Here is a 21757-nt window from a genome sequence, read left to right as displayed (position 1 = left end):
GTGAAGATATAAAGATACTTCCAATAAAATTTGAATATTTAATAGGTAGACACTTCAAAAAATGAGGTGTCTATTTTTTTACCCGATTTTGAAAGGAAGTGAACTTATGAAAACAAAAAATCAAGAATCAAAAGGTCGTTCCCCACTCTTTAAGACCATCAAACATTCATTCAGCCAATAAAAAAGAAAGGATAGGTAAAAATATGGAACTTAAATTTGTGATTCCCAACATGGAAAAAACATTCGGCAATTTAGAATTTGCTGGCGAGGATAAAGTCGTTCAGCGAAGAATCAACGGACGGCTAACTGTCTTATCAAGAAGCTATAATCTCTATTCTGATGTTCAAAGAGCAGATGATATTGTGGTGGTGCTTCCTGCTGAAGCTGGCGAAAAACATTTCGGCTTTGAGGAACGTGTGAAGTTAGTCAATCCACGTATTACCGCAGAGGGCTACAAAATCGGCACTCGTGGTTTTACAAATTACCTTTTACATGCTGACGACATGATAAAAGAATAAAGAAAGAGAGGAAAAATGATGAGATTAGCAAATGGCATTGTATTAGATAAAGACACGACTTTTGGAGAATTGAAATTCTCTGCTCTACGTCGTGAAGTGAGAATCCAAAATGAAGACGGGTCGGTTTCAGATGAAATCAAGGAACGTACCTATGACTTAAAATCCAAAGGACAAGGACGCATGATTCAAGTAAGTATTCCTGCCAGCGTGCCTTTGAAAGAGTTTGATTATAACGCACGGGTGGAACTTATCAATCCCATTGCGGACACCGTTGCTACTGCCACCTATCAAGGAGCAGATGTTGACTGGTATATCAAGGCAGACGATATTGTGCTGACAAAGGATTCTAGTTCATTCAAAGCTCAACCACAAGCAAAGAAAGAACCGACACAAGACAAATAGTCGCTAGGTAGAAAGGAGACTTTTTCGCATGAAACAGCGTGGTAAAAGGATTCGCCCATCTGGTAAAGATTTAGTCTTTCATTTTACGATAGCGTCACTCCTGCCTGTTTTCCTGCTAGTTGTCGGACTGTTTCATGTGAAGACAATCCAGCAGATCAACTGGCAGGATTTTAACCTATCACAAGCAGATAAGATTGACATTCCCTATTTAATTATCAGTTTCAGTGTCGCAATTCTTATCTGCTTGCTGGTAGCGTTTGTATTCAAACGGGTTCGCTATGATACGGTTAAACAACTTTACCACCGTCAAAAACTGGCAAAGATGATACTTGAAAACAAGTGGTATGAATCTGAACAGGTCAAAACAGAGGGTTTCTTTAAAGATAGTGCTGGTCGTACAAAGGAAAAGATAACCTACTTCCCTAAAATGTATTATCGACTTAAAAATGGCTTGATACAGATACGGGTGGAAATCACGCTGGGAAAATATCAAGACCAACTCTTACACTTGGAAAAGAAATTAGAGAGTGGCTTGTACTGTGAGCTGACGGATAAAGAGTTAAAGGATTCCTATGTGGAATATACTTTGCTCTATGACACCATAGCCAGTCGTATTTCTATTGATGAAGTAGAAGCTAAAGATGGTAAACTTCGCTTAATGAAAAACGTATGGTGGGAATATGATAAGCTCCCTCATATGTTGATTGCTGGTGGTACAGGTGGCGGTAAAACTTACTTTATACTGACACTGATTGAAGCCTTGCTTCATACAGATTCAAAACTGTATATTCTTGACCCGAAAAATGCTGACCTTGCGGACTTAGGTTCTGTGATGGCAAATGTCTACTATAGAAAAGAAGACTTGCTTTCTTGCATTGAAACATTCTATGAAGAAATGATGAAACGTAGTGAGGAAATGAAGCAGATGAAGAACTATAAGACTGGCAAAAATTATGCTTACTTAGGTCTCCCGGCACACTTCTTAATCTTTGATGAATACGTCGCTTTCATGGAAATGCTGGGAACAAAAGAAAACACCGCAGTTATGAATAAGCTGAAACAGATTGTCATGTTAGGTCGTCAAGCTGGCTTCTTTCTAATACTGGCTTGTCAACGTCCAGACGCAAAATATTTAGGCGACGGAATCCGTGATCAGTTTAATTTCAGAGTGGCTTTAGGTCGTATGTCTGAAATGGGCTATGGCATGATGTTTGGCAGTGACGTACAAAAGGATTTCTTCTTAAAGCGAATCAAAGGTCGTGGCTATGTTGATGTAGGAACAAGTGTCATATCAGAGTTTTATACTCCCCTTGTACCAAAAGGATATGATTTCTTGGAGGAAATTAAAAAGTTATCCAACAGCAGACAGTCCACGCAGGCGACGTGCGAAGCGGAAGTCGCAGGTGTGGACTGATCTTGCTGGCTGGTGTGGCAATAGCCACGCCAGCACTTAACCCCCCGTATCTAACAGGGGGGTACAAATCGACAGGAAACAGTCAAAAAAACATTAGAAAATCCTTTGGTTACAAGGGATTTACAAAATTTCAGCGTATGTCAAATGGGCTTTAAAAGTTGACATACGCCTTTTTGATTGGAGGGATTTTTACTGAATGAACAAACTTGGTTACAGCATTTAAAAGAAAAACGCTTGGCTTATGGACTATCTCAAAACCGTTTAGCTGTTGCGACTGGTATTACAAGGCAGTATCTAAGCGATATTGAAACAGGAAAAGTCAAGCCATCAGAGGATTTACAGCAGTCCCTTTGGGAAGCTCTGGAACGCTTCAATCCCGACGCTCCCCTTGAAATGCTGTTTGATTATGTAAGGATTCGCTTTCCGACAACAGACGTACAGCAGGTGGTCGAAAACATCTTACAACTGAAACTGTCCTATTTTCTTCATGAGGACTATGGTTTCTATTCTTATTCAGAGCATTATGCTTTAGGCGACATATTCGTCCTTTGCTCCCATGAACTGGACAAAGGAGTTCTGGTGGAATTGAAAGGTCGTGGGTGCAGACAATTTGAAAGCTATCTTCTGGCACAACAAAGAAGCTGGTATGAGTTCTTTATGGACGTTTTGGTGGCTGGCGGTGTGATGAAACGCCTTGACCTTGCCATTAACGATAAGACAGGGATTTTGAATATCCCTGTACTCACTGAAAAGTGCCAACAGGAAGAATGTATCTCCGTCTTCCGCAGTTTTAAAAGCTATCGCAGTGGCGAACTGGTACGCAAAGAGGAAAAGGAATGTATGGGAAACACCCTCTATATCGGTTCATTACAAAGTGAAGTTTATTTCTGTATCTATGAAAAGGACTACGAGCAGTACAAGAAAAATGATATTCCCATTGAAGACGCAGAAGTAAAAAACCGTTTTGAGATTCGATTGAAAAATGAGCGTGCCTATTATGCAGTCCGTGATTTACTCGTCTATGACAATCCAGAGCATACCGCCTTTAAAATTATCAATCGGTATATCCGTTTTGTAGATAAAGACGATTCCAAACCTCGTTCTGATTGGAAACTGAATGAAGAATGGGCTTGGTTTATTGGGAACAATCGTGAACGATTAAAACTAACCACAAAACCAGAGCCTTACTCCTTCCAAAGGACGCTGAACTGGCTATCTCATCAAGTTGCCCCGACCTTAAAGGTTGCGATTAAACTTGATGAAATCAACCAGACGCAGGTTGTAAAAGACATTCTCGACCATGCGAAACTGACAGACCGACACAAGCAGATTTTGAAGCAACAGTCAGTAAAAGAACAGGACGTGATAACAACAAAAAAATAACTCAAATACAAATTCATTGAATATAGAGAGGAGAACATTTTTATGAATTTTGGACAAAACCTTTATAACTGGTTTCTATCAAACGCTCAATCACTGGTGCTTTTAGCAATCGTTGTGATTGGCTTGTATCTTGGCTTCAAGCGTGAGTTTAGCAAACTGATTGGCTTTTTAATTATTGCGATTATTGCGGTTGGCTTAGTCTTCAACGCTGCTGGAGTAAAAGACATTTTACTAGAGCTATTCAATCGCATTATTGGTGCTTAAATAAAACCGTTCTTTTGTGGAATATAAGTGGTTTTCTTATGTTCCGCAAAGGAATGGTACACCAAACGAAGTGCGGTAGGGATTTTTGAATCTCTACAAAGAAAGGACGTGAATATATGGACGATATGCAAGTCTATATTGCGAATTTAGGCAAATACAATGAGGGCGAATTGGTCGGTGCGTGGTTTACCTTTCCCATTGACTTTGAGGAAGTCAAAGAGAAAATCGGCTTGAATGATGAATATGAGGAATACGCCATTCATGACTACGAGTTACCCTTTACGGTTGACGAATACACTTCCATTGGCGAACTCAATCGACTATGGGAAATGGTATCGGAATTACCCGAAGAATTACAATCGGAGCTATCTGCTCTGCTCACTCATTTTTCAAGCATTGAAGAACTAAGCGAACATCAAGAGGATATTATCATTCATTCCGATTGTGATGATATGTATGACGTGGCACGCTACTACATTGAAGAAACGGGTGCTTTAGGCGAAGTACCAGCTAGTCTTCAAAACTATATTGATTATCAAGCCTATGGTCGGGATTTAGACCTTTCAGGAACGTTTATCTCAACCAATCATGGGATTTTTGAAATCGTCTATTAAATCTGTCGGTACATTACTACTGGCAGATTTTCTATTTTACGGGGTGGCTCAATCAGCTACCCCTATTTTTTATGAAAGGATTGATTACATGAAGAAAATACGAAGCTATACCAGTATCTGGTCTGTGGAAAAGGTACTGTATTCTATCAATGATTTTAGACTTCCGTTTCCCATAACCTTTACGCAAATGACATGGTTTGTCGTGTCACTCTTTGCAGTGATGATACTTGGCAACTTGCCCCCTCTTTCCATGATAGAGGGAGCATTTCTCAAATACTTTGGGATTCCTGTGGCTTTCACATGGTTTATGTCTACAAAAACTTTTGATGGTAAAAAGCCTTATGGATTTTTGAAGTCTGTCATTGCTTATGCACTGCGACCAAAGCTGACCTATGCAGGAAAAAAAGTAACGCTTGGCAGAAACCAGCCACAAGAAGCCATTACAGCAGTTAGGAGTGAATTTTATGGCATATCCAATTAAATACATTGAAAACAATCTCGTCTGGAATAAAGACGGGGAATGTTATGCTTACTATGAGCTTGTTCCTTACAATTACTCATTTCTAAGTCCAGAACAGAAAATACAAGTGCATGATTCTTTCAGACAGCTTATCGCACAAAATCGTGATGGCAAAATTCATGCTTTACAAATCAGTACAGAATCCAGCATACGTTCTGCACAAGAGCGTTCCAAAAATGAAGTCACTGGCAAGCTCAAAGCGGTTGCCTATGACAAAATCGACCAACAGACAGACGCTTTAATATCCATGATTGGCGAAAATCAAGTGAACTACCGTTTCTTTATCGGCTTTAAGTTGCTTCTCAACGATCAGGAGTTTTCTATGAAAAGTCTTACCGTTGAAGCAAAAAATGCTTTGTCTGATTTTGTCTATGATGTGAACCATAAGCTGATGGGCGATTTTGTTAGTATGAGTAATGATGAAATCCTGCGTTTTCAGAAGATGGAAAAGCTCTTAGAAAATAAAATCTCTCGTCGTTTCAAAATCCGCAGGTTAGATAAGGACGACTTCGGCTATCTGATTGAACACCTTTACGGACAGACAGGCACTGCCTATGAAGAGTATGAGTACCATCTATCAAAGAAAAAGCTGGATAATGAAACGCTGATTAAATACTATGACTTGATTAAGCCTACTCGCTGTTTGGTGGAAGAAAAACAGCGATATTTGAAAATCCAGCAGGAAGATGAAACCGTCTATGTAGCTTACTTTACCATTAACAGCATTGTCGGAGAACTGGACTTCCCGTCCTCTGAAATCTTCTACTACCAGCAACAGCAATTTACATTCCCGATTGATACGTCAATGAATGTGGAAATTGTAGCGAATCGTAAAGCCCTATCTACTGTCCGCAATAAAAAGAAAGAACTGAAAGACTTGGATAACCACGCTTGGCAAAGTGATAATGAAACCAGCTCCAATGTGGCGGAAGCTCTGGAAAGTGTGAATGAGCTGGAAACCAATTTAGACCAAAGCAAGGAATCTATGTACAAGCTGTCTTATGTGGTAAGGGTATCAGCAAATGATCTTGACGAACTCAAACGTCGTTGTAATGAAGTGAAAGATTTTTATGACGATTTAAGCGTAAAACTGGTACGACCATTTGGGGATATGCTCGGCTTACATGAAGAATTTTTACCTGCCAGCAAGCGTTATATGAATGATTATATTCAATACGTGACCTCTGATTTCCTCGCTGGTTTAGGTTTTGGTGCTACTCAAATGCTGGGGGAAAATGAGGGGATTTATGTTGGCTACAGCTTAGATACTGGACGCAATGTCTATCTGAAACCTGCTCTTGCCAGTCAAGGGGTTAAGGGTTCAGTAACCAATGCGTTAGCGTCGGCTTTTGTTGGTTCGCTGGGTGGTGGTAAATCCTTTGCGAATAACCTTATCGTCTATTATGCGGTGCTTTATGGGGCACAAGCAGTGATTGTAGACCCAAAAGCAGAACGTGGCAGATGGAAAGAAACCTTGCCAGAGATTTCCCATGAAATCAATATCGTCACTCTGACTTCTGATGAGAAAAACAAAGGCTTACTTGACCCTTATGTGATTATGAAAAATCCCAAAGATTCTGAATCACTGGCTATTGATATTCTGACATTCCTTACGGGGATTTCCTCTCGTGATGGGGAACGCTTCCCAATCCTTAGAAAAGCCATTCGTGCAGTAACCAATAGTGAAGTACGAGGGTTGATGAAAGTGATTGAGGAATTACGGGTTGAGAATACGCCACTAAGTACCAGTATAGCCGACCATATCGAAAGTTTTACAGACTATGACTTTGCACATTTATTATTCAGTAATGGTTATGTGGAGCAGTCTATCAGCTTAGAAAAACAACTGAACATTATACAGGTTGCGGACTTGGTACTTCCCGACAAGGAAACTTCCTTTGAGGAATATACCACTATGGAGCTTTTATCCGTTGCTATGCTGATTGTCATTAGTACCTTTGCTTTAGACTTTATCCATACAGACCGAAGCATTTTCAAGATTGTAGATTTAGACGAAGCATGGAGCTTTTTACAGGTAGCACAAGGAAAAACACTATCTATGAAGCTGGTTCGGGCTGGTCGTGCTATGAACGCTGGGGTATATTTCGTGACCCAAAATACAGACGACCTCTTAGATGAAAAACTGAAAAATAACCTCGGCTTAAAATTTGCATTTCGTTCCACTGACCTTAACGAGATTAAAAAGACCTTAGCCTTTTTTGGTGTAGACCCAGAGGACGAAAACAATCAGAAGCGATTGCGTGATTTGGAAAACGGGCAATGCCTTATCAGTGATTTATATGGTCGTGTCGGTGTGATACAGTTCCACCCTGTATTTGAAGAACTGCTCCATGCCTTTGATACCAGACCACCTGTGCGAAAAGAGGTGTAAATGTGAAACCATCAATAGTAAACAGAATAAAATCAAACTGGACGCTGAAACGTCTAGGTAAAGTGGCAATGACAGTGGCTTTCACACTTGTGATTGCCATTTTTCTTTTAGCCATGCTGGGAACGGTGGTTCAAGCTGCGGGCTTGGTAGATGATACGGTCAATGTGGCAAATGAATACAGCCGATACCCACTTGAAAACTATCAACTGGATTTTTATGTGGATAATAGCTGGGGCTGGCTTCCGTGGAACTGGTCGGACGGGATTGGAAAACAGGTCATGTATGGACTATATGCCATTACCAATTTTATTTGGACAATCAGTTTGTATGTTTCCAATGCGACAGGTTACTTAGTACAGGAAGCCTATTCCTTAGACTTCATTTCCGCTACAGCAGATTCCATTGGTAAGAATATGCAGACCTTAGCTGGTGTGAGTGCAAACGGATTTTCAACAGAGGGTTTCTATGTTGGATTCCTCTTACTCTTGATTTTGGTTCTTGGGGTTTATGTTGCCTATACGGGACTGATAAAGAGAGAAACCACAAAGGCAATTCATGCCATTATGAATTTTGTGCTGGTGTTTATCCTATCGGCTTCCTTTATTGCCTACGCTCCCGACTACATTAAAAAAATCAATGACTTTTCATCAGACATCAGTAATGCCAGTTTATCACTTGGCACGAAGATTGTCATGCCCCATTCCGATAGTCAAGGCAAGGACAGCGTGGACTTAATCAGAGATAGCCTGTTTTCCATACAGGTTCAGCAACCGTGGCTACTGCTTCAATACAACAGTTCAGACATTGAAAGTATCGGTATTGACCGTGTGGAAAGCCTGCTCTCCACCAGCCCAGATTCCAACAATGGCGAAGACAGAGAAAAAATTGTTGCGGAAGAAATTGAAGACAGAAGCAATACCAATCTAACCATTACAAAGACCATTAACCGTTTAGGTACAGTCTTCTTCCTATTTGTCTTCAATATTGGGATTTCCATATTTGTATTCCTATTAACAGGAATCATGATTTTCTCGCAGGTACTTTTTATCATCTATGCTATGTTTCTGCCTGTGAGCTTTATTTTAAGCATGATTCCATCATTTGATGGTATGTCAAAACGAGCCATAACAAAGCTCTTTAATACCATTTTGACACGAGCTGGAATCACATTGATTATTACGACAGCATTTAGTATTTCAACCATGCTCTATACCTTATCGGCTGGTTATCCGTTCTTTTTGATTGCTTTTCTACAGATTGTGACCTTTGCAGGAATCTACTTCAAGCTGGGCGATTTAATGAGTATGTTTTCTCTACAGAGTAACGATTCTCAAAGTGTGGGAAGTCGTGTGATGAGAAAACCTCGTATGCTTATGCACGCTCACATGCACCGTCTACAGCGGAAACTTGGACGTTCCATGACTACTCTAGGGGCTGGGTCTGCCATTGTTACAGGTAAAAAAGGACAGTCGGGTTCGGGGAGTTCTGCAAGGACACAAGCAGATCACTCCCGACCAGACGGAAAGGAAAAATCAACACTTGGAAAACGTATCGGTCAAACCATCGGTACAGTAGCTGATACCAAAGACAGAATGGTAGACACTGCTAGTGGTTTGAAAGAACAGGTTAAAGATTTGCCGACCAATGCAAGATATGCAGTATATCAAGGAAAATCCAAAGTAAAAGAGAATGTCCGTGATTTAACCAGTAGTATTTCTCAAACCAAAGCGGACAGAGCCAGTGGACGCAAGGAACAGCAGGAACAAAGGCGAAAAACCATTGCGAAGCGTCGCTCTGAAATGGAACAGGTCAAACAGAAAAAACAGCCTGCTTCTTCTGTTCATGAAAGACCGACTACAAGACAAGAACAATATCATGATGAACAGACCTCAAAACAGTCTAATATTCAGACTTCATATAAGGAATCTCAACAAGCCAAACAAGAGCGTCCAGCAGTTAAGTCCGATTTTTCAAGTCCAAAAGTGGAACGCCAAGGCAATACCGTTCAAGAAAAAACCGTTCAAAAGCCAGCAACTTCAACCACTACAGCAGATAGAACTTCACAACGTCCAATCACAAAAGAACGTCCGTCTACTGTTCAAAGAGTACCACTACAAAATACAAGAAGTAGACCACCAATCAAAACCGCCACCATTAAGAAAGTCGGTAAGAAACCATGAAGTTGAAAACTTTAGTGATTGGTGGTTCTGGATTATTCTTGATGGTCTTCTCACTGCTTCTGTTTGTTGCCATTTTATTTTCAGATGAACAGGACAGCGGAATTTCCAATATTCATTATGGAGGTGTGAATGTTTCCGCAGAAGTGCTGGCTCATAAGCCTATGGTAGAAAAATATGCCAAAGAATATGGCGTTGAAGAATATGTCAACATACTTCTTGCGATTATACAGGTGGAATCGGGCGGTACTGCGGAAGATGTTATGCAGTCCTCGGAATCCCTCGGTCTTCCACCTAATTCATTGAGTACAGAAGAATCCATTAAGCAAGGTGTGAAGTATTTCAGTGAATTATTAGCCAGTAGCGAAAGGCTCAGTGTAGATTTAGAATCGGTTATCCAGTCCTACAATTATGGTGGTGGTTTCTTAGGGTATGTGGCTAATCGTGGAAATAAATATACCTTTGAACTGGCTCAAAGTTTCTCAAAAGAGTATTCAGGTGGCGAAAAAGTGTCTTACCCCAATCCCATAGCCATACCTATCAATGGGGGCTGGCGATACAACTATGGCAATATGTTTTATGTGCAACTGGTAACGCAGTATCTTGTCACAACAGAGTTTGATGATGATACGGTACAAGCCATCATGGACGAAGCACTGAAATATGAGGGCTGGCGATACGTTTACGGTGGAGCTTCCCCGACTACTTCTTTTGATTGTAGCGGACTGACACAATGGACGTATGGAAAAGCTGGAATTAACTTACCACGAACCGCACAACAGCAATATGATGTGACCCAGCATATCCCACTATCGGAAGCACAAGCTGGCGATTTGGTTTTCTTTCATTCTACCTATAACGCTGGCTCTTATATTACTCATGTTGGGATATACCTTGGCAATAACCGTATGTTTCATGCAGGCGACCCAATCGGTTATGCCGACTTAACAAGCCCCTACTGGCAACAGCATTTAGTGGGAGCAGGACGAATCAAACAATGAGAAAGGAAGATTTAATGATGAAATTTAGAAAAAATCAGAATAAAGAAAAACAGATACCAAAGGAAAAGAAACCTCGTGTCTACTATAAGGTCAATCCTCATAAAAAGGTTGTGATTGCCTTGTGGGTACTTTTAGGGCTTAGTTTCAGCTTTGCGATATTCAAGCACTTTACAGCTATAGATACTCATACTATTCACGAAACAACTATCATAGAAAAGGAATACGTTGATACTCATCATGTAGAAAATTTTGTAGAGAACTTTGCGAAAGTCTACTATTCATGGGAGCAATCCGATAAGTCCATTGATAATCGAATGGAAAGTCTAAAAGGCTATCTGACAGATGAACTTCAAGCTCTCAATGTTGATACAGTACGCAAAGATATTCCTGTATCGTCTTCTGTAAGAGGATTTCAGATATGGACGGTAGAGCCAACTGGCGACAATGAGTTTAATGTAACCTACAGTGTAGACCAGCTCATTACAGAGGGAGAAAATACAAAGACCGTCCACTCTGCTTATATAGTGAGTGTCTATGTAGATGGTTCTGGAAATATGGTACTGGTTAAGAATCCGACCATTACCAACATACCTAAGAAATCAAGTTATAAACCAAAAGCCATTGAAAGTGAGGGGACGGTTGATTCCATTACAACCAATGAAATCAATGAGTTTTTAACGACGTTCTTCAAGCTCTATCCTACAGCGACAGCCAGTGAACTTTCCTACTATGTGAATGACGGGATATTAAAACCAATCGGAAAAGAGTACATCTTTCAAGAACTGGTAAATCCTATTCACAATCGTAAGGATAATCAAGTCACGGTATCGCTGACAGTGGAGTATATCGACCAGCAGACCAAAGCAACGCAGGTATCTCAATTTGATTTGGTACTTGAAAAGAACGGGAGTAATTGGAAGATTATAGAATAACAAATATTGGTACATTATTACAGCTATTTTGTAATCACGTACTCTCTTTGATAAAAAATTGGAGATTCCTTTACAAATATGCTCTTACGTGCTATTATTTAAGTGACTATTTAAAAGGAGTTAATAAATATGCGGCAAGGTATTCTTAAATAAACTGTCAATTTGATAGCGGGAACAAATAATTAGATGTCCTTTTTTAGGAGGGCTTAGTTTTTTGTACCCAGTTTAAGAATACCTTTATCATGTGATTCTAAAGTATCCAGAGAATATCTGTATGCTTTGTATACCTATGGTTATGCATAAAAATCCCAGTGATAANNTTATCACTGGGATTTTTATGCCCTTTTGGGTTTTTGAATGGAGGAAAATCACATGAAAATTATTAATATTGGAGTTTTAGCTCATGTTGATGCAGGAAAAACTACCTTAACAGAAAGCTTATTATATAACAGTGGAGCGATTACAGAATTAGGAAGCGTGGACAAAGGTACAACGAGGACGGATAATACGCTTTTAGAACGTCAGAGAGGAATTACAATTCAGACAGGAATAACCTCTTTTCAGTGGGAAAATACGAAGGTGAACATCATAGACACGCCAGGACATATGGATTTCTTAGCAGAAGTATATCGTTCATTATCAGTTTTAGATGGGGCAATTCTACTGATTTCTGCAAAAGATGGCGTACAAGCACAAACTCGTATATTATTTCATGCACTTAGGAAAATGGGGATTCCCACAATCTTTTTTATCAATAAGATTGACCAAAATGGAATTGATTTATCAACGGTTTATCAGGATATTAAAGAGAAACTTTCTGCCGAAATTGTAATCAAACAGAAGGTAGAACTGTATCCTAATATGTGTGTGACGAACTTTACCGAATCTGAACAATGGGATACGGTAATAGAGGGAAACGATGACCTTTTAGAGAAATATATGTCCGGTAAATCATTAGAAGCATTGGAACTCGAACAAGAGGAAAGCATAAGATTTCAGAATTGTTCTCTGTTCCCTCTTTATCATGGAAGTGCAAAAAGTAATATAGGGATTGATAACCTTATAGAAGTTATTACTAATAAATTTTATTCATCAACACATCGAGGTCCGTCTGAACTTTGCGGAAATGTTTTCAAAATTGAATATACAAAAAAAAGACAACGTCTTGCATATATACGCCTTTATAGTGGAGTACTACATTTACGAGATTCGGTTAGAGTATCAGAAAAAGAAAAAATAAAAGTTACAGAAATGTATACTTCAATAAATGGTGAATTATGTAAGATTGATAGAGCTTATTCTGGAGAAATTGTTATTTTGCAAAATGAGTTTTTGAAGTTAAATAGTGTTCTTGGAGATACAAAACTATTGCCACAGAGAAAAAAGATTGAAAATCCGCACCCTCTACTACAAACAACTGTTGAACCGAGTAAACCTGAACAGAGAGAAATGTTGCTTGATGCCCTTTTGGAAATCTCAGATAGTGATCCGCTTCTACGATATTACGTGGATTCTACGACACATGAAATTATACTTTCTTTCTTAGGGAAAGTACAAATGGAAGTGATTAGTGCACTGTTGCAAGAAAAGTATCATGTGGAGATAGAACTAAAAGAGCCTACAGTCATTTATATGGAGAGACCGTTAAAAAATGCAGAATATACCATTCACATCGAAGTGCCGCCAAATCCTTTCTGGGCTTCCATTGGTTTATCTGTATCACCGCTTCCGTTGGGAAGTGGAATGCAGTATGAGAGCTCGGTTTCTCTTGGATACTTAAATCAATCATTTCAAAATGCAGTTATGGAAGGGATACGCTATGGTTGCGAACAAGGATTATATGGTTGGAATGTGACGGATTGTAAAATCTGTTTTAAGTACGGTTTATACTATAGCCCTGTTAGTACTCCAGCAGATTTTCGGATGCTTGCTCCTATTGTATTGGAACAAGTCTTAAAAAAAGCTGGAACAGAATTGTTAGAGCCATATCTTAGTTTTAAAATTTATGCGCCACAGGAATATCTTTCACGAGCATACAACGATGCTCCTAAATATTGTGCGAACATCGTAGACACTCAATTGAAAAATAATGAGGTCATTCTTAGTGGAGAAATCCCTGCTCGGTGTATTCAAGAATATCGTAGTGATTTAACTTTCTTTACAAATGGACGTAGTGTTTGTTTAACAGAGTTAAAAGGGTACCATGTTACTACCGGTGAACCTGTTTGCCAGCCCCGTCGTCCAAATAGTCGGATAGATAAAGTACGATATATGTTCAATAAAATAACTTAGTGTATTTTATGTTGTTATATAAATATGGTTTCTTGTTAAATAAGATGAAATATTTTTTAATAAAGATTTGAATTAAAGTGTAAAGGAGGAGATAGTTATTATAAACTACAAGTGGATATTGTGTCCTGTATGTGGAAATAAAACACGATTAAAGATAAGGGAAGATACTGAATTAAAAAAATTCCCCCTCTATTGTCCGAAATGCAGACAAGAAAATTTAATTGAAATAAAGCAGTTCAAAGTAACTGTGATTACAGAGCCAGACGCAAAGACGCAGAGCCGATAAAATGAGATTAATACAATCTCATTTTATCGGCTCTTTCCGTTATGTATGGATTCTTTTAATTAGTCTTCGATGTTTCTTGCTTCGTTGATACCGCTGGCTAAAGATTCCATTAAGGATAGTTCTTTGTCTGTAAAGCTATCCATGTATTTCTCTATCTGTAATCGTCGGGTGCTTTTTACCAAGTTATTAGCAGGTAAGAAAAATTCATCAACGGAAACATGAAGTAACGATACAAGGTCATAAAGAACTTGTATGCTGGGGTGTTGCCCTTTATTTTCAATATTAGTTAAGTACCGTGGGTCAATTTCAATCAATGCTCCCACTTGTTCACGAGTTAAACCTCGTTTCAATCGAGCTTCTTTAATGGCTAAACCAAAGGCTCTAAAATCATATTTATCTTCTTTTTTACGCATAGTAGACCACCTCTATACATTTTATTGTTCCTACTGAATTAAAAACAGGTATAGAAAAACGTGTTATATGGTTTATAGGTTTATATTTAATAAAAAGCACTACTAAACGCCAATAAAAAAAACCGTTATATGGTAGTGCTATTTACGCTGTTAAAATATTGTATATTACTTCCAAATGGCGGTTTGTTGGAGGTCAACGTCGCCATGAAGTACATCATATACAATAAATTTCCTTACATTGGGTTCTTGTCAAAAAAAGTCGTCTATCTGCAATAGATAAGTACGTCCACCAATGTGGTTTTATAAATCATATAGATAGAATAACAGAAGCATGTAAACAGAGAAATAAATCTGTTTATATGCTTTTTTGGCTATTCAGAACTTTTTTACAAAGTTTATTTATCAGTAATGCAACAAATCCCCCTTTCACATTGGGACTAAGAGTGAAAGGAGATAAACGAGCAAGGCTCACTTCCTTTCCTAGACAGAAAGGGGGTGAGAAACATGAAACCATCTTCTTTTCAGACCACAATAGAAAATCAGTTTGACTATATCTGTAAACGTGCTATGGAAGACGAGCGAAAGAATTATATGCTTTATCTTTCAAGGATTGCAAAGCGTGAGGTGTCCTTTTCGGATGTTGGCGATTATCTTGTTAGCCAGTTTGCGACAACAGATAACTATTCAACTGACTTTCAGATTTTTACACTCAATGGGTTATCAGTAGGCGTTGAAAATGATTTGTTGAGTGAAGCATTACGTGAGTTGCCAGACAAGAAACGTGAAATTCTACTGCTGTTTTACTTTATGGACATGAGCGATTCAGAAATTGCAGACCTGTTGAAATTGAACCGTTCTACTGTCTATCGGCATAGAACCAGTGGACTAGCCTTAATTAAAAAGTTTATGGAGGAATTTGAAGAATGAAAACACAATATCCTATGATTCCCTTTCCTCTCATTGTAAAGGCAACAGATGGCGATACCGAAGCGATTAACCAGATTCTACATCATTACAGAGGGTACATAACGAAGCGTTCCCTACGACTTATGAAAGATGAATATGGCAATCAAAGTATGGTCGTTGATGAAGTCTTACGTGGAAGAATGGAAACCAGACTGATTACAAAGATTTTGTCATTTGAAATTAAGTAATATCCTCTCTCCTTTCGTGGAAGCGTGCTAAACCATTCCACGCTTCCCGAACAGGGAGGTTTGTTATTCCACCAAAGCATATTGAGCTTTCAATGTGTTTTGATAGGCTAACGAGCCATTGTTCTTTGAAAACTGAATAAAAGTAATCGAATACGTTTCGATAAGAAAAGAGCCAACGGAACTAACCGCCATGACCTATCTTATAAAGATAGCGAGCGATTCATGTTAGTGATCCGAGAAGCAATCTTTAGCAGGATTGCCTGCAACGACATTCTTATCGTGATAATGATACTCCCATACAGTCAATAGTCCGAGCGTGATAAAACCGTCGCAGGCAATGAGTATGGCTACATGAGAACCATGCAGGGGTGGAACTCCCGTGAGCTTTGCTAAAGCTGTTCGATTGCTGGTAAAACAACTTTTATGAAATCCAAATAAGTGATTTGGAAAGGAGGATTTTATGAAGCAGACTGACATTCCTATTTGGGAACGTTATACCCTAACCATTGAAGAAGCGTCAAAATATTTTCGTATTGGCGAAAACAAGCTACGACGCTTGGCAGAGGAAAATAAAAATGCAAATTGGCTGATTATGAATGGCAATCGTATTCAGATTAAACGAAAACAATTTGAAAAAATTATAGATACATTGGACGCAATCTAGCGTCGCCAAAGGGTCTTGTATATGATAAAATAGTATTAAGTCGTATCAAGGCTCTTTCCATAAAGGAAAGGAGCAAATGCCATGTCAGAAAAAAGACGTGACAATAAAGGTCGAATCTTAAAGACTGGAGAGAGCCAACGAAAAGACGGAAGATACTTATACAAATATATAGATTCATTTGGAGAACCGCAATTTGTTTACTCGTGGAAACTTGTGGCTACAGACCGAGTACCAGCAGGAAAGCGTGATTGTATCTCACTTAGAGAGAAAATCGCAGAGTTACAGAAAGACATTCATGATGGTATTGATGTTGTAGGAAAGAAAATGACACTCTGCCAGCTTTACGCAAAACAGAACGCTCAAAGACCAAAGGTTAGAAAAAACACTGAAACTGGACGCAAATATCTTATGGATATTTTGAAGAAAGACAAGTTAGGTGTAAGAAGTATTGACAGTATTAAGCCATCAGACGCTAAAGAATGGGCTATTAGAATGAGTGAAAATGGTTATGCTTATCAAACCATCAATAACTACAAACGTTCTTTAAAGGCTTCATTCGGTTCTGTTGCAAAGTAAAAAAATATAGCTAACCACTAATTTATCATGTCAGTGTTTGCTTAACTTGCTAGCATGATGCTAATTTCGTGGCATGGGGAAAATCCGTAGATCTGAAGAGACCTACGGTTCTTTTTATATAGAGCGTAAATACATTCAATACCTTTTAAAGTATTCTTTGCCGTATTGATACTTTGATATCTTGTCTTTCTTACTTTAATATGACGGTGATCTTGCTCAATGAGGTTATTCAGATATTTCGATGTACAATGACAGTCAGGTTTAAGTTTAAAAGCTTTAATTATTTTAGCCATTGCTACCTTCGTTGAAGGTGCCTGATCTGTAACTACCTTTTGAGGTTTACCAAATTGTTTAATGAGACGTTTGATAAACGCATATGCTGAATGATTATCTCGTTGCTTACGCAACCAAATATCTAATGTATGTCCCTCTGTATCAATGGCACGATATAAATAGCTCCATTTTCCTTTTATTTTGATGTACGTCTCATCAATACGCCATTTGTAATAAGCTTTTTTATGCTTTTTCTTCCAAATTTGATATAAAATTGGGGCATATTCTTGAACCCAACGGTAGACCGTTGAATGATGAACGTTTACACCACGTTCCCTTAATATTTCAGATATATCACGATAACTCAATGCATATCTTAGATAGTAGCCAACGGCTACAGTGATAACATCCTTGTTAAATTGTTTATATCTGAAATAGTTCATACAGAAGACTCCTTTTGGTTATAATTATACTATAAATTCAACTTTGCAACAGAACCGTATATTTTATATAGAGCATTCTCACTAAAAAAATTACACATATCGTGAGCAATGAACTGATTATACTTAACATTAAAAAAGATGATAACACCTTCTACACCTCCATATCACAAAAATTATAACATTATTTTGACATAAATACTACATTTGTAATATACTACAAATGTAGTCTTATATAAGGAGGATATTGATGAAAAAGATAAAAATTGTTCCACTTATTTTAATAGTTGTAGTTGTCGGGTTTGGTATATATTTTTATGCTTCAAAAGATAAAGAAATTAATAATACTATTGATGCAATTGAAGATAAAAATTTCAAACAAGTTTATAAAGATAGCAGTTATATTTCTAAAAGCGATAATGGTGAAGTAGAAATGACTGAACGTCCGATAAAAATATATAATAGTTTAGGCGTTAAAGATATAAACATTCAGGATCGTAAAATAAAAAAAGTATCTAAAAATAAAAAACGAGTAGATGCTCAATATAAAATTAAAACAAACTACGGTAACATTGATCGCAACGTTCAATTTAATTTTGTTAAAGAAGATGGTATGTGGAAGTTAGATTGGGATCATAGCGTCATTATTCCAGGAATGCAGAAAGACCAAAGCATACATATTGAAAATTTAAAATCAGAACGTGGTAAAATTTTAGACCGAAACAATGTGGAATTGGCCAATACAGGAACAGCATATGAGATAGGCATCGTTCCAAAGAATGTATCTAAAAAAGATTATAAAGCAATCGCTAAAGAACTAAGTATTTCTGAAGACTATATCAAACAACAAATGGATCAAAATTGGGTACAAGATGATACCTTCGTTCCACTTAAAACCGTTAAAAAAATGGATGAATATTTAAGTGATTTCGCAAAAAAATTTCATCTTACAACTAATGAAACAGAAAGTCGTAACTATCCTCTAGGAAAAGCGACTTCACATCTATTAGGTTATGTTGGTCCCATTAACTCTGAAGAATTAAAACAAAAAGAATATAAAGGCTATAAAGATGATGCAGTTATTGGTAAAAAGGGACTCGAAAAACTTTACGATAAAAAGCTCCAACATGAAGATGGCTATCGTGTCACAATCGTTGACGATAATAGCAATACAATCGCACATACATTAATAGAGAAAAAGAAAAAAGATGGCAAAGATATTCAACTAACTATTGATGCTAAAGTTCAAAAGAGTATTTATAACAACATGAAAAATGATTATGGCTCAGGTACTGCTATCCACCCTCAAACAGGTGAATTATTAGCACTTGTAAGCACACCTTCATATGACGTCTATCCATTTATGTATGGCATGAGTAACGAAGAATATAATAAATTAACCGAAGATAAAAAAGAACCTCTGCTCAACAAGTTCCAGATTACAACTTCACCAGGTTCAACTCAAAAAATATTAACAGCAATGATTGGGTTAAATAACAAAACATTAGACGATAAAACAAGTTATAAAATCGATGGTAAAGGTTGGCAAAAAGATAAATCTTGGGGTGGTTACAACGTTACAAGATATGAAGTGGTAAATGGTAATATCGACTTAAAACAAGCAATAGAATCATCAGATAACATTTTCTTTGCTAGAGTAGCACTCGAATTAGGCAGTAAGAAATTTGAAAAAGGCATGAAAAAACTAGGTGTTGGTGAAGATATACCAAGTGATTATCCATTTTATAATGCTCAAATTTCAAACAAAAATTTAGATAATGAAATATTATTAGCTGATTCAGGTTACGGACAAGGTGAAATACTGATTAACCCAGTACAGATCCTTTCAATCTATAGCGCATTAGAAAATAATGGCAATATTAACGCACCTCACTTATTAAAAGACACGAAAAACAAAGTTTGGAAGAAAAATATTATTTCCAAAGAAAATATCAATCTATTAACTGATGGTATGCAACAAGTCGTAAATAAAACACATAAAGAAGATATTTATAGATCTTATGCAAACTTAATTGGCAAATCCGGTACTGCAGAACTCAAAATGAAACAAGGAGAAACTGGCAGACAAATTGGGTGGTTTATATCATATGATAAAGATAATCCAAACATGATGATGGCTATTAATGTTAAAGATGTACAAGATAAAGGAATGGCTAGCTACAATGCCAAAATCTCAGGTAAAGTGTATGATGAGCTATATGAGAACGGTAATAAAAAATACGATATAGATGAATAACAAAACAGTGAAGCAATCCGTAACGATGGTTGCTTCACTGTTTTATTATGAATTATTAATAAGTGCTGTTACTTCTCCCTTAAATACAATTTCTTCATTTTCATTGTATGTTGAAAGTGACACTGTAACGAGTCCATTTTCTTTTTTTATGGATTTCTTATTTGTAATTTCAGCGATAACGTACAATGTATTACCTGGGTATACAGGTTTAATAAATTTAACGTTATTCATTTGTGTTCCTGCTACAACTTCTTCTCCGTATTTACCTTCTTCTACCCATAATTTAAATGATATTGAAAGTGTATGCATGCCAGATGCAATGATACCTTTAAATCTACTTTGTTCTGCTTTTTCTTTATCTATATGCATATATTGAGGATCAAAAGTTGTTGCAAATTGGATAATTTCTTCTTCTGTAATATGAAGGCTTTTTGTTTTGAATGTTTCTCCTACTATAAAATCATCGTATTTCATATATGTCTCTCTTTCTTATTCAAATTAATTTTTTAGTATGTAACATGTTAAAGGTAAGTCTACCGTCACTGAAACGTAAGACTCACCTCTAACTTTCTATTGAGACAAATGCACCATTTTATCTGCATTGTCTGTAAAGATACCATCAACTCCCCAATTAGCAAGTTGGTTTGCACGTGCTGGTTTGTTTACAGTCCATACGTTCAATTCATAACACGCTTCTTTTACCATTTTTACTTTTGCTTTAGTAAGTTTGGCATCTTCAGTGTTTACTATTTTAGCATTACAGTAATCTAAAAGTGTTCTCCAGTCTTCACGAAACGAAGTTGTATGGAATATAACTGCTCTGTTATATTGTGGCATGATTTCTTCTGCAAGTTTAACAAGCACAACATTAAAGCTTGAAATGAGCACTTCTTGATTCTGATTTAAGTTTGTTAATTGTTCTTCCACTTGCTTAACCATACTTTTAGAAAGTGCTAGTCCATTCGGTCCAGTAATACCTTTTAATTCTACATTTAAATTCATATTATATTCATTTGCTATTTTTACTACATCATCGAAAGTTGGCAAATGTTCATCTTTGAATTTTTCACCAAACCAAGATCCTGCAGAAGCATCTTTAATTTCATCATAATTCAATTCAGTTATTTCCCCGGACATATTTGTAGTCCGTTCTAAATAATCATCATGAATGATAATCAGTTGTTCATCTTTTGTAATTGCAACATCTAACTCCAACCAGTTTATACCTTCTACTTCTGAAGCAGCTTTAAATGATGCAATTGTATTTTCCGGAGCTTTACTAGGTAATCCTCTATGTCCATATACAGTTAGCATATTACCTCTCCTTGCATTTTTATTTTTTTAATTAACGTAACTGTATTATCACATTAATCGCACTTTTATTTCCATTAAAAAGAGATGAATATCATAAATAAAGAAGTCGATAGATTCGTATTGATTATGGAGTTAATCTACGTCTCATCTCATTTTTAAAAAATCATTTATGTCCCAAGCTCCATTTTGTAATCAAGTCTAGTTTTTCTGTACCCCTTATCTGCAATTTTACTTAGGATTGCTTTTAACTTACCTCTTATCTGCAATTTTACTTAGGATTGCTTTTAACTTACCCCTTATCAGCAATTTTACTGAGAACTGCTTTTAACGCACCTCTTATCTGCAATTTTGCCTAGAACTGCTTTTAACGTACCTCTTATCTGCAATTTTACTGAGAACTGCTTTTAACTTACCCCTTATCAGCAATTTTGCATGGAATTGCTTTTAACGTACCTCTTATCTGCAATTTTA

At 37.3% G+C, this 21757-nt stretch carries 22 protein-coding genes and 2 pseudogenes; 19 read left to right on the top strand and 5 right to left on the bottom strand.

What is annotated here, in order from left to right; all coding sequences use genetic code 11:
• Positions 1-203: 203 nt before the first annotated feature.
• The 14 genes from JVU85_RS10795 to JVU85_RS10725 all read left to right on the top strand — a co-directional run bounded on the left by JVU85_RS10795 (position 204) and on the right by JVU85_RS10725 (position 14195).
• A complete protein-coding gene (locus tag JVU85_RS10795; RefSeq protein ID WP_000420682.1) occupies positions 204-518 on the top strand; it encodes a YdcP family protein in 315 nt (104 codons plus the stop codon).
• Between the two features lie 18 nt (positions 519-536).
• Positions 537-920: a YdcP family protein gene (locus tag JVU85_RS10790; RefSeq protein ID WP_001234286.1), complete on the top strand. Its 384-nt coding sequence runs from the start codon at positions 537-539 to the stop codon at positions 918-920.
• Positions 921-948: 28 nt separating this feature from the next.
• Positions 949-2334, top strand: coding sequence for an FtsK/SpoIIIE domain-containing protein (locus tag JVU85_RS10785; RefSeq protein WP_000813488.1), 1386 nt, complete (start codon positions 949-951; stop codon positions 2332-2334).
• Positions 2335-2511: 177 nt separating this feature from the next.
• Positions 2512-3717, top strand: a complete 1206-nt coding sequence (gene mobT / locus JVU85_RS10775) for a MobT family relaxase (RefSeq protein ID WP_000398284.1) — start codon at positions 2512-2514, stop codon at positions 3715-3717.
• 42 nt (positions 3718-3759) lie between these two features.
• A complete protein-coding gene (locus JVU85_RS10770) occupies positions 3760-3981 on the top strand; it encodes a hypothetical protein (RefSeq protein WP_001009056.1) in 222 nt (73 codons plus the stop codon).
• 116 nt (positions 3982-4097) lie between these two features.
• Entirely contained in the window at positions 4098-4595 is a 498-nt protein-coding gene (locus tag JVU85_RS10765) for an antirestriction protein ArdA (protein ID WP_000342539.1), read from the top strand.
• A gap of 88 nt (positions 4596-4683) precedes the next feature.
• Positions 4684-5076, top strand: a complete 393-nt coding sequence (locus tag JVU85_RS10760; protein WP_000723888.1) for a conjugal transfer protein — start codon at positions 4684-4686, stop codon at positions 5074-5076.
• Positions 5060-7507, top strand: a complete 2448-nt coding sequence (tcpF, locus tag JVU85_RS10755; protein ID WP_000331160.1) for a conjugal transfer ATPase TcpF — start codon at positions 5060-5062, stop codon at positions 7505-7507. Before JVU85_RS10760 ends, tcpF begins: the two co-directional genes overlap by 17 nt.
• A 2-nt stretch (positions 7508-7509) precedes the next feature.
• Positions 7510-9687: a CD3337/EF1877 family mobilome membrane protein gene (locus JVU85_RS10750; RefSeq protein WP_000804748.1), complete on the top strand. Its 2178-nt coding sequence runs from the start codon at positions 7510-7512 to the stop codon at positions 9685-9687.
• Positions 9684-10685: a bifunctional lytic transglycosylase/C40 family peptidase gene (locus JVU85_RS10745; RefSeq protein ID WP_000769868.1), complete on the top strand. Its 1002-nt coding sequence runs from the start codon at positions 9684-9686 to the stop codon at positions 10683-10685. Before JVU85_RS10750 ends, JVU85_RS10745 begins: the two co-directional genes overlap by 4 nt.
• Positions 10682-11617 (top strand): conjugal transfer protein, encoded by a 936-nt coding sequence (locus JVU85_RS10740; RefSeq protein WP_001224320.1) that lies wholly within the window; start codon positions 10682-10684, stop codon positions 11615-11617. Before JVU85_RS10745 ends, JVU85_RS10740 begins: the two co-directional genes overlap by 4 nt.
• 274 nt (positions 11618-11891) lie before the next feature.
• The gene (locus JVU85_RS10735; RefSeq protein ID WP_430977938.1) at positions 11892-11993 is read left to right on the top strand and encodes a hypothetical protein; all 102 of its coding nucleotides are present in this window, start codon (positions 11892-11894) and stop codon (positions 11991-11993) included.
• Entirely contained in the window at positions 11990-13909 is a 1920-nt protein-coding gene (tet(M), locus tag JVU85_RS10730) for a tetracycline resistance ribosomal protection protein Tet(M) (RefSeq protein WP_000691736.1), read from the top strand. The genes JVU85_RS10735 and tet(M) overlap by 4 nt, the downstream gene beginning before the upstream one ends.
• A gap of 118 nt (positions 13910-14027) precedes the next feature.
• Positions 14028-14195, top strand: coding sequence for a cysteine-rich KTR domain-containing protein (locus tag JVU85_RS10725; protein WP_000336323.1), 168 nt, complete (start codon positions 14028-14030; stop codon positions 14193-14195).
• A gap of 59 nt (positions 14196-14254) precedes the next feature.
• Here JVU85_RS10725 and JVU85_RS10720 read toward each other — a convergent pair whose 3' ends face one another.
• Positions 14255-14608 carry a helix-turn-helix transcriptional regulator gene (locus tag JVU85_RS10720; protein WP_001227347.1) on the bottom strand — a complete coding sequence of 118 codons (354 nt, stop codon included), beginning with the start codon at positions 14606-14608 and terminating at the stop codon, positions 14255-14257.
• Positions 14609-15112: 504 nt separating this feature from the next.
• Between JVU85_RS10720 and JVU85_RS10715 the strand changes: the two genes are divergently transcribed.
• From JVU85_RS10715 to JVU85_RS10700, 4 genes and pseudogenes are all read left to right on the top strand, one after another.
• Positions 15113-15535: a sigma-70 family RNA polymerase sigma factor gene (locus JVU85_RS10715; RefSeq protein ID WP_000804885.1), complete on the top strand. Its 423-nt coding sequence runs from the start codon at positions 15113-15115 to the stop codon at positions 15533-15535.
• A complete protein-coding gene (locus tag JVU85_RS10710) occupies positions 15532-15762 on the top strand; it encodes a helix-turn-helix domain-containing protein (protein ID WP_000857133.1) in 231 nt (76 codons plus the stop codon). Before JVU85_RS10715 ends, JVU85_RS10710 begins: the two co-directional genes overlap by 4 nt.
• A 460-nt stretch (positions 15763-16222) precedes the next feature.
• Entirely contained in the window at positions 16223-16426 is a 204-nt protein-coding gene (locus tag JVU85_RS10705) for an excisionase (RefSeq protein ID WP_000814511.1), read from the top strand.
• An 81-nt stretch (positions 16427-16507) separates the two neighbouring features.
• Positions 16508-16984 (top strand): annotated as a pseudogene (locus JVU85_RS10700) (integrase DNA-binding domain-containing protein); the annotation flags it as partial.
• Positions 16985-17043: 59 nt separating this feature from the next.
• Here JVU85_RS10700 and JVU85_RS10695 read toward each other — a convergent pair.
• Together JVU85_RS10695 and JVU85_RS14110 are read right to left on the bottom strand one after the other, a co-directional pair.
• Complete coding sequence (locus tag JVU85_RS10695) at positions 17044-17718, bottom strand: IS6-like element IS257 family transposase (RefSeq protein WP_001105994.1); 675 nt, start codon at positions 17716-17718, stop codon at positions 17044-17046.
• A gap of 40 nt (positions 17719-17758) precedes the next feature.
• Positions 17759-17866: pseudogene (locus tag JVU85_RS14110) on the bottom strand (beta-lactam sensor/signal transducer MecR1); the annotation flags it as partial.
• 96 nt (positions 17867-17962) lie between these two features.
• On the opposite strand from JVU85_RS14110, the gene mecA reads away from it, so the two are divergent.
• Positions 17963-19972, top strand: coding sequence for a PBP2a family beta-lactam-resistant peptidoglycan transpeptidase MecA (gene mecA, locus JVU85_RS10685; protein WP_001801873.1), 2010 nt, complete (start codon positions 17963-17965; stop codon positions 19970-19972).
• 45 nt (positions 19973-20017) lie between these two features.
• On the opposite strand, the gene JVU85_RS10680 is transcribed toward mecA, so the two are convergent.
• Complete coding sequence (locus tag JVU85_RS10680; RefSeq protein WP_000872606.1) at positions 20018-20446, bottom strand: MaoC family dehydratase; 429 nt, start codon at positions 20444-20446, stop codon at positions 20018-20020.
• Between the two features lie 96 nt (positions 20447-20542).
• A complete protein-coding gene (locus JVU85_RS10675; protein ID WP_204172537.1) occupies positions 20543-21286 on the bottom strand; it encodes a glycerophosphoryl diester phosphodiesterase in 744 nt (247 codons plus the stop codon).
• Positions 21287-21757: the final 471 nt, after the last annotated feature.

Source organism: Staphylococcus sp. GDY8P72P, from assembly GCF_016890655.1.
Classification (GTDB): Bacteria; Bacillota; Bacilli; order Staphylococcales; family Staphylococcaceae; genus Staphylococcus; species Staphylococcus arlettae.
This window is presented reverse-complemented; position numbering and strand designations above follow the sequence as displayed.

Excerpts from the sequence above, each read along its gene's own strand:
- JVU85_RS10795 (WP_000420682.1), top strand. The coding sequence starts at position 204 with ATGGAACTTAAATTTGTGATTCCCAACATGGAAAAAACATTCGGCAAT.
- JVU85_RS10790 (WP_001234286.1), top strand. The coding sequence starts at position 537 with ATGAGATTAGCAAATGGCATTGTATTAGATAAAGACACGACTTTTGGA.
- JVU85_RS10785 (WP_000813488.1), top strand. The coding sequence starts at position 949 with ATGAAACAGCGTGGTAAAAGGATTCGCCCATCTGGTAAAGATTTAGTC.
- JVU85_RS10770 (WP_001009056.1), top strand. The coding sequence starts at position 3,760 with ATGAATTTTGGACAAAACCTTTATAACTGGTTTCTATCAAACGCTCAA.
- JVU85_RS10765 (WP_000342539.1), top strand. The coding sequence starts at position 4,098 with ATGGACGATATGCAAGTCTATATTGCGAATTTAGGCAAATACAATGAG.
- JVU85_RS10760 (WP_000723888.1), top strand. The coding sequence starts at position 4,684 with ATGAAGAAAATACGAAGCTATACCAGTATCTGGTCTGTGGAAAAGGTA.
- tcpF (WP_000331160.1), top strand. The coding sequence starts at position 5,060 with ATGGCATATCCAATTAAATACATTGAAAACAATCTCGTCTGGAATAAA.
- JVU85_RS10745 (WP_000769868.1), top strand. The coding sequence starts at position 9,684 with ATGAAGTTGAAAACTTTAGTGATTGGTGGTTCTGGATTATTCTTGATG.
- JVU85_RS10740 (WP_001224320.1), top strand. The coding sequence starts at position 10,682 with ATGAGAAAGGAAGATTTAATGATGAAATTTAGAAAAAATCAGAATAAA.
- JVU85_RS10720 (WP_001227347.1), bottom strand. The coding sequence starts at position 14,608 with ATGCGTAAAAAAGAAGATAAATATGATTTTAGAGCCTTTGGTTTAGCC.
- JVU85_RS10715 (WP_000804885.1), top strand. The coding sequence starts at position 15,113 with ATGAAACCATCTTCTTTTCAGACCACAATAGAAAATCAGTTTGACTAT.
- JVU85_RS10710 (WP_000857133.1), top strand. The coding sequence starts at position 15,532 with ATGAAAACACAATATCCTATGATTCCCTTTCCTCTCATTGTAAAGGCA.
- JVU85_RS10705 (WP_000814511.1), top strand. The coding sequence starts at position 16,223 with ATGAAGCAGACTGACATTCCTATTTGGGAACGTTATACCCTAACCATT.
- JVU85_RS10695 (WP_001105994.1), bottom strand. The coding sequence starts at position 17,718 with ATGAACTATTTCAGATATAAACAATTTAACAAGGATGTTATCACTGTA.
- JVU85_RS10680 (WP_000872606.1), bottom strand. The coding sequence starts at position 20,446 with ATGAAATACGATGATTTTATAGTAGGAGAAACATTCAAAACAAAAAGC.
- JVU85_RS10675 (WP_204172537.1), bottom strand. The coding sequence starts at position 21,286 with ATGCTAACTGTATATGGACATAGAGGATTACCTAGTAAAGCTCCGGAA.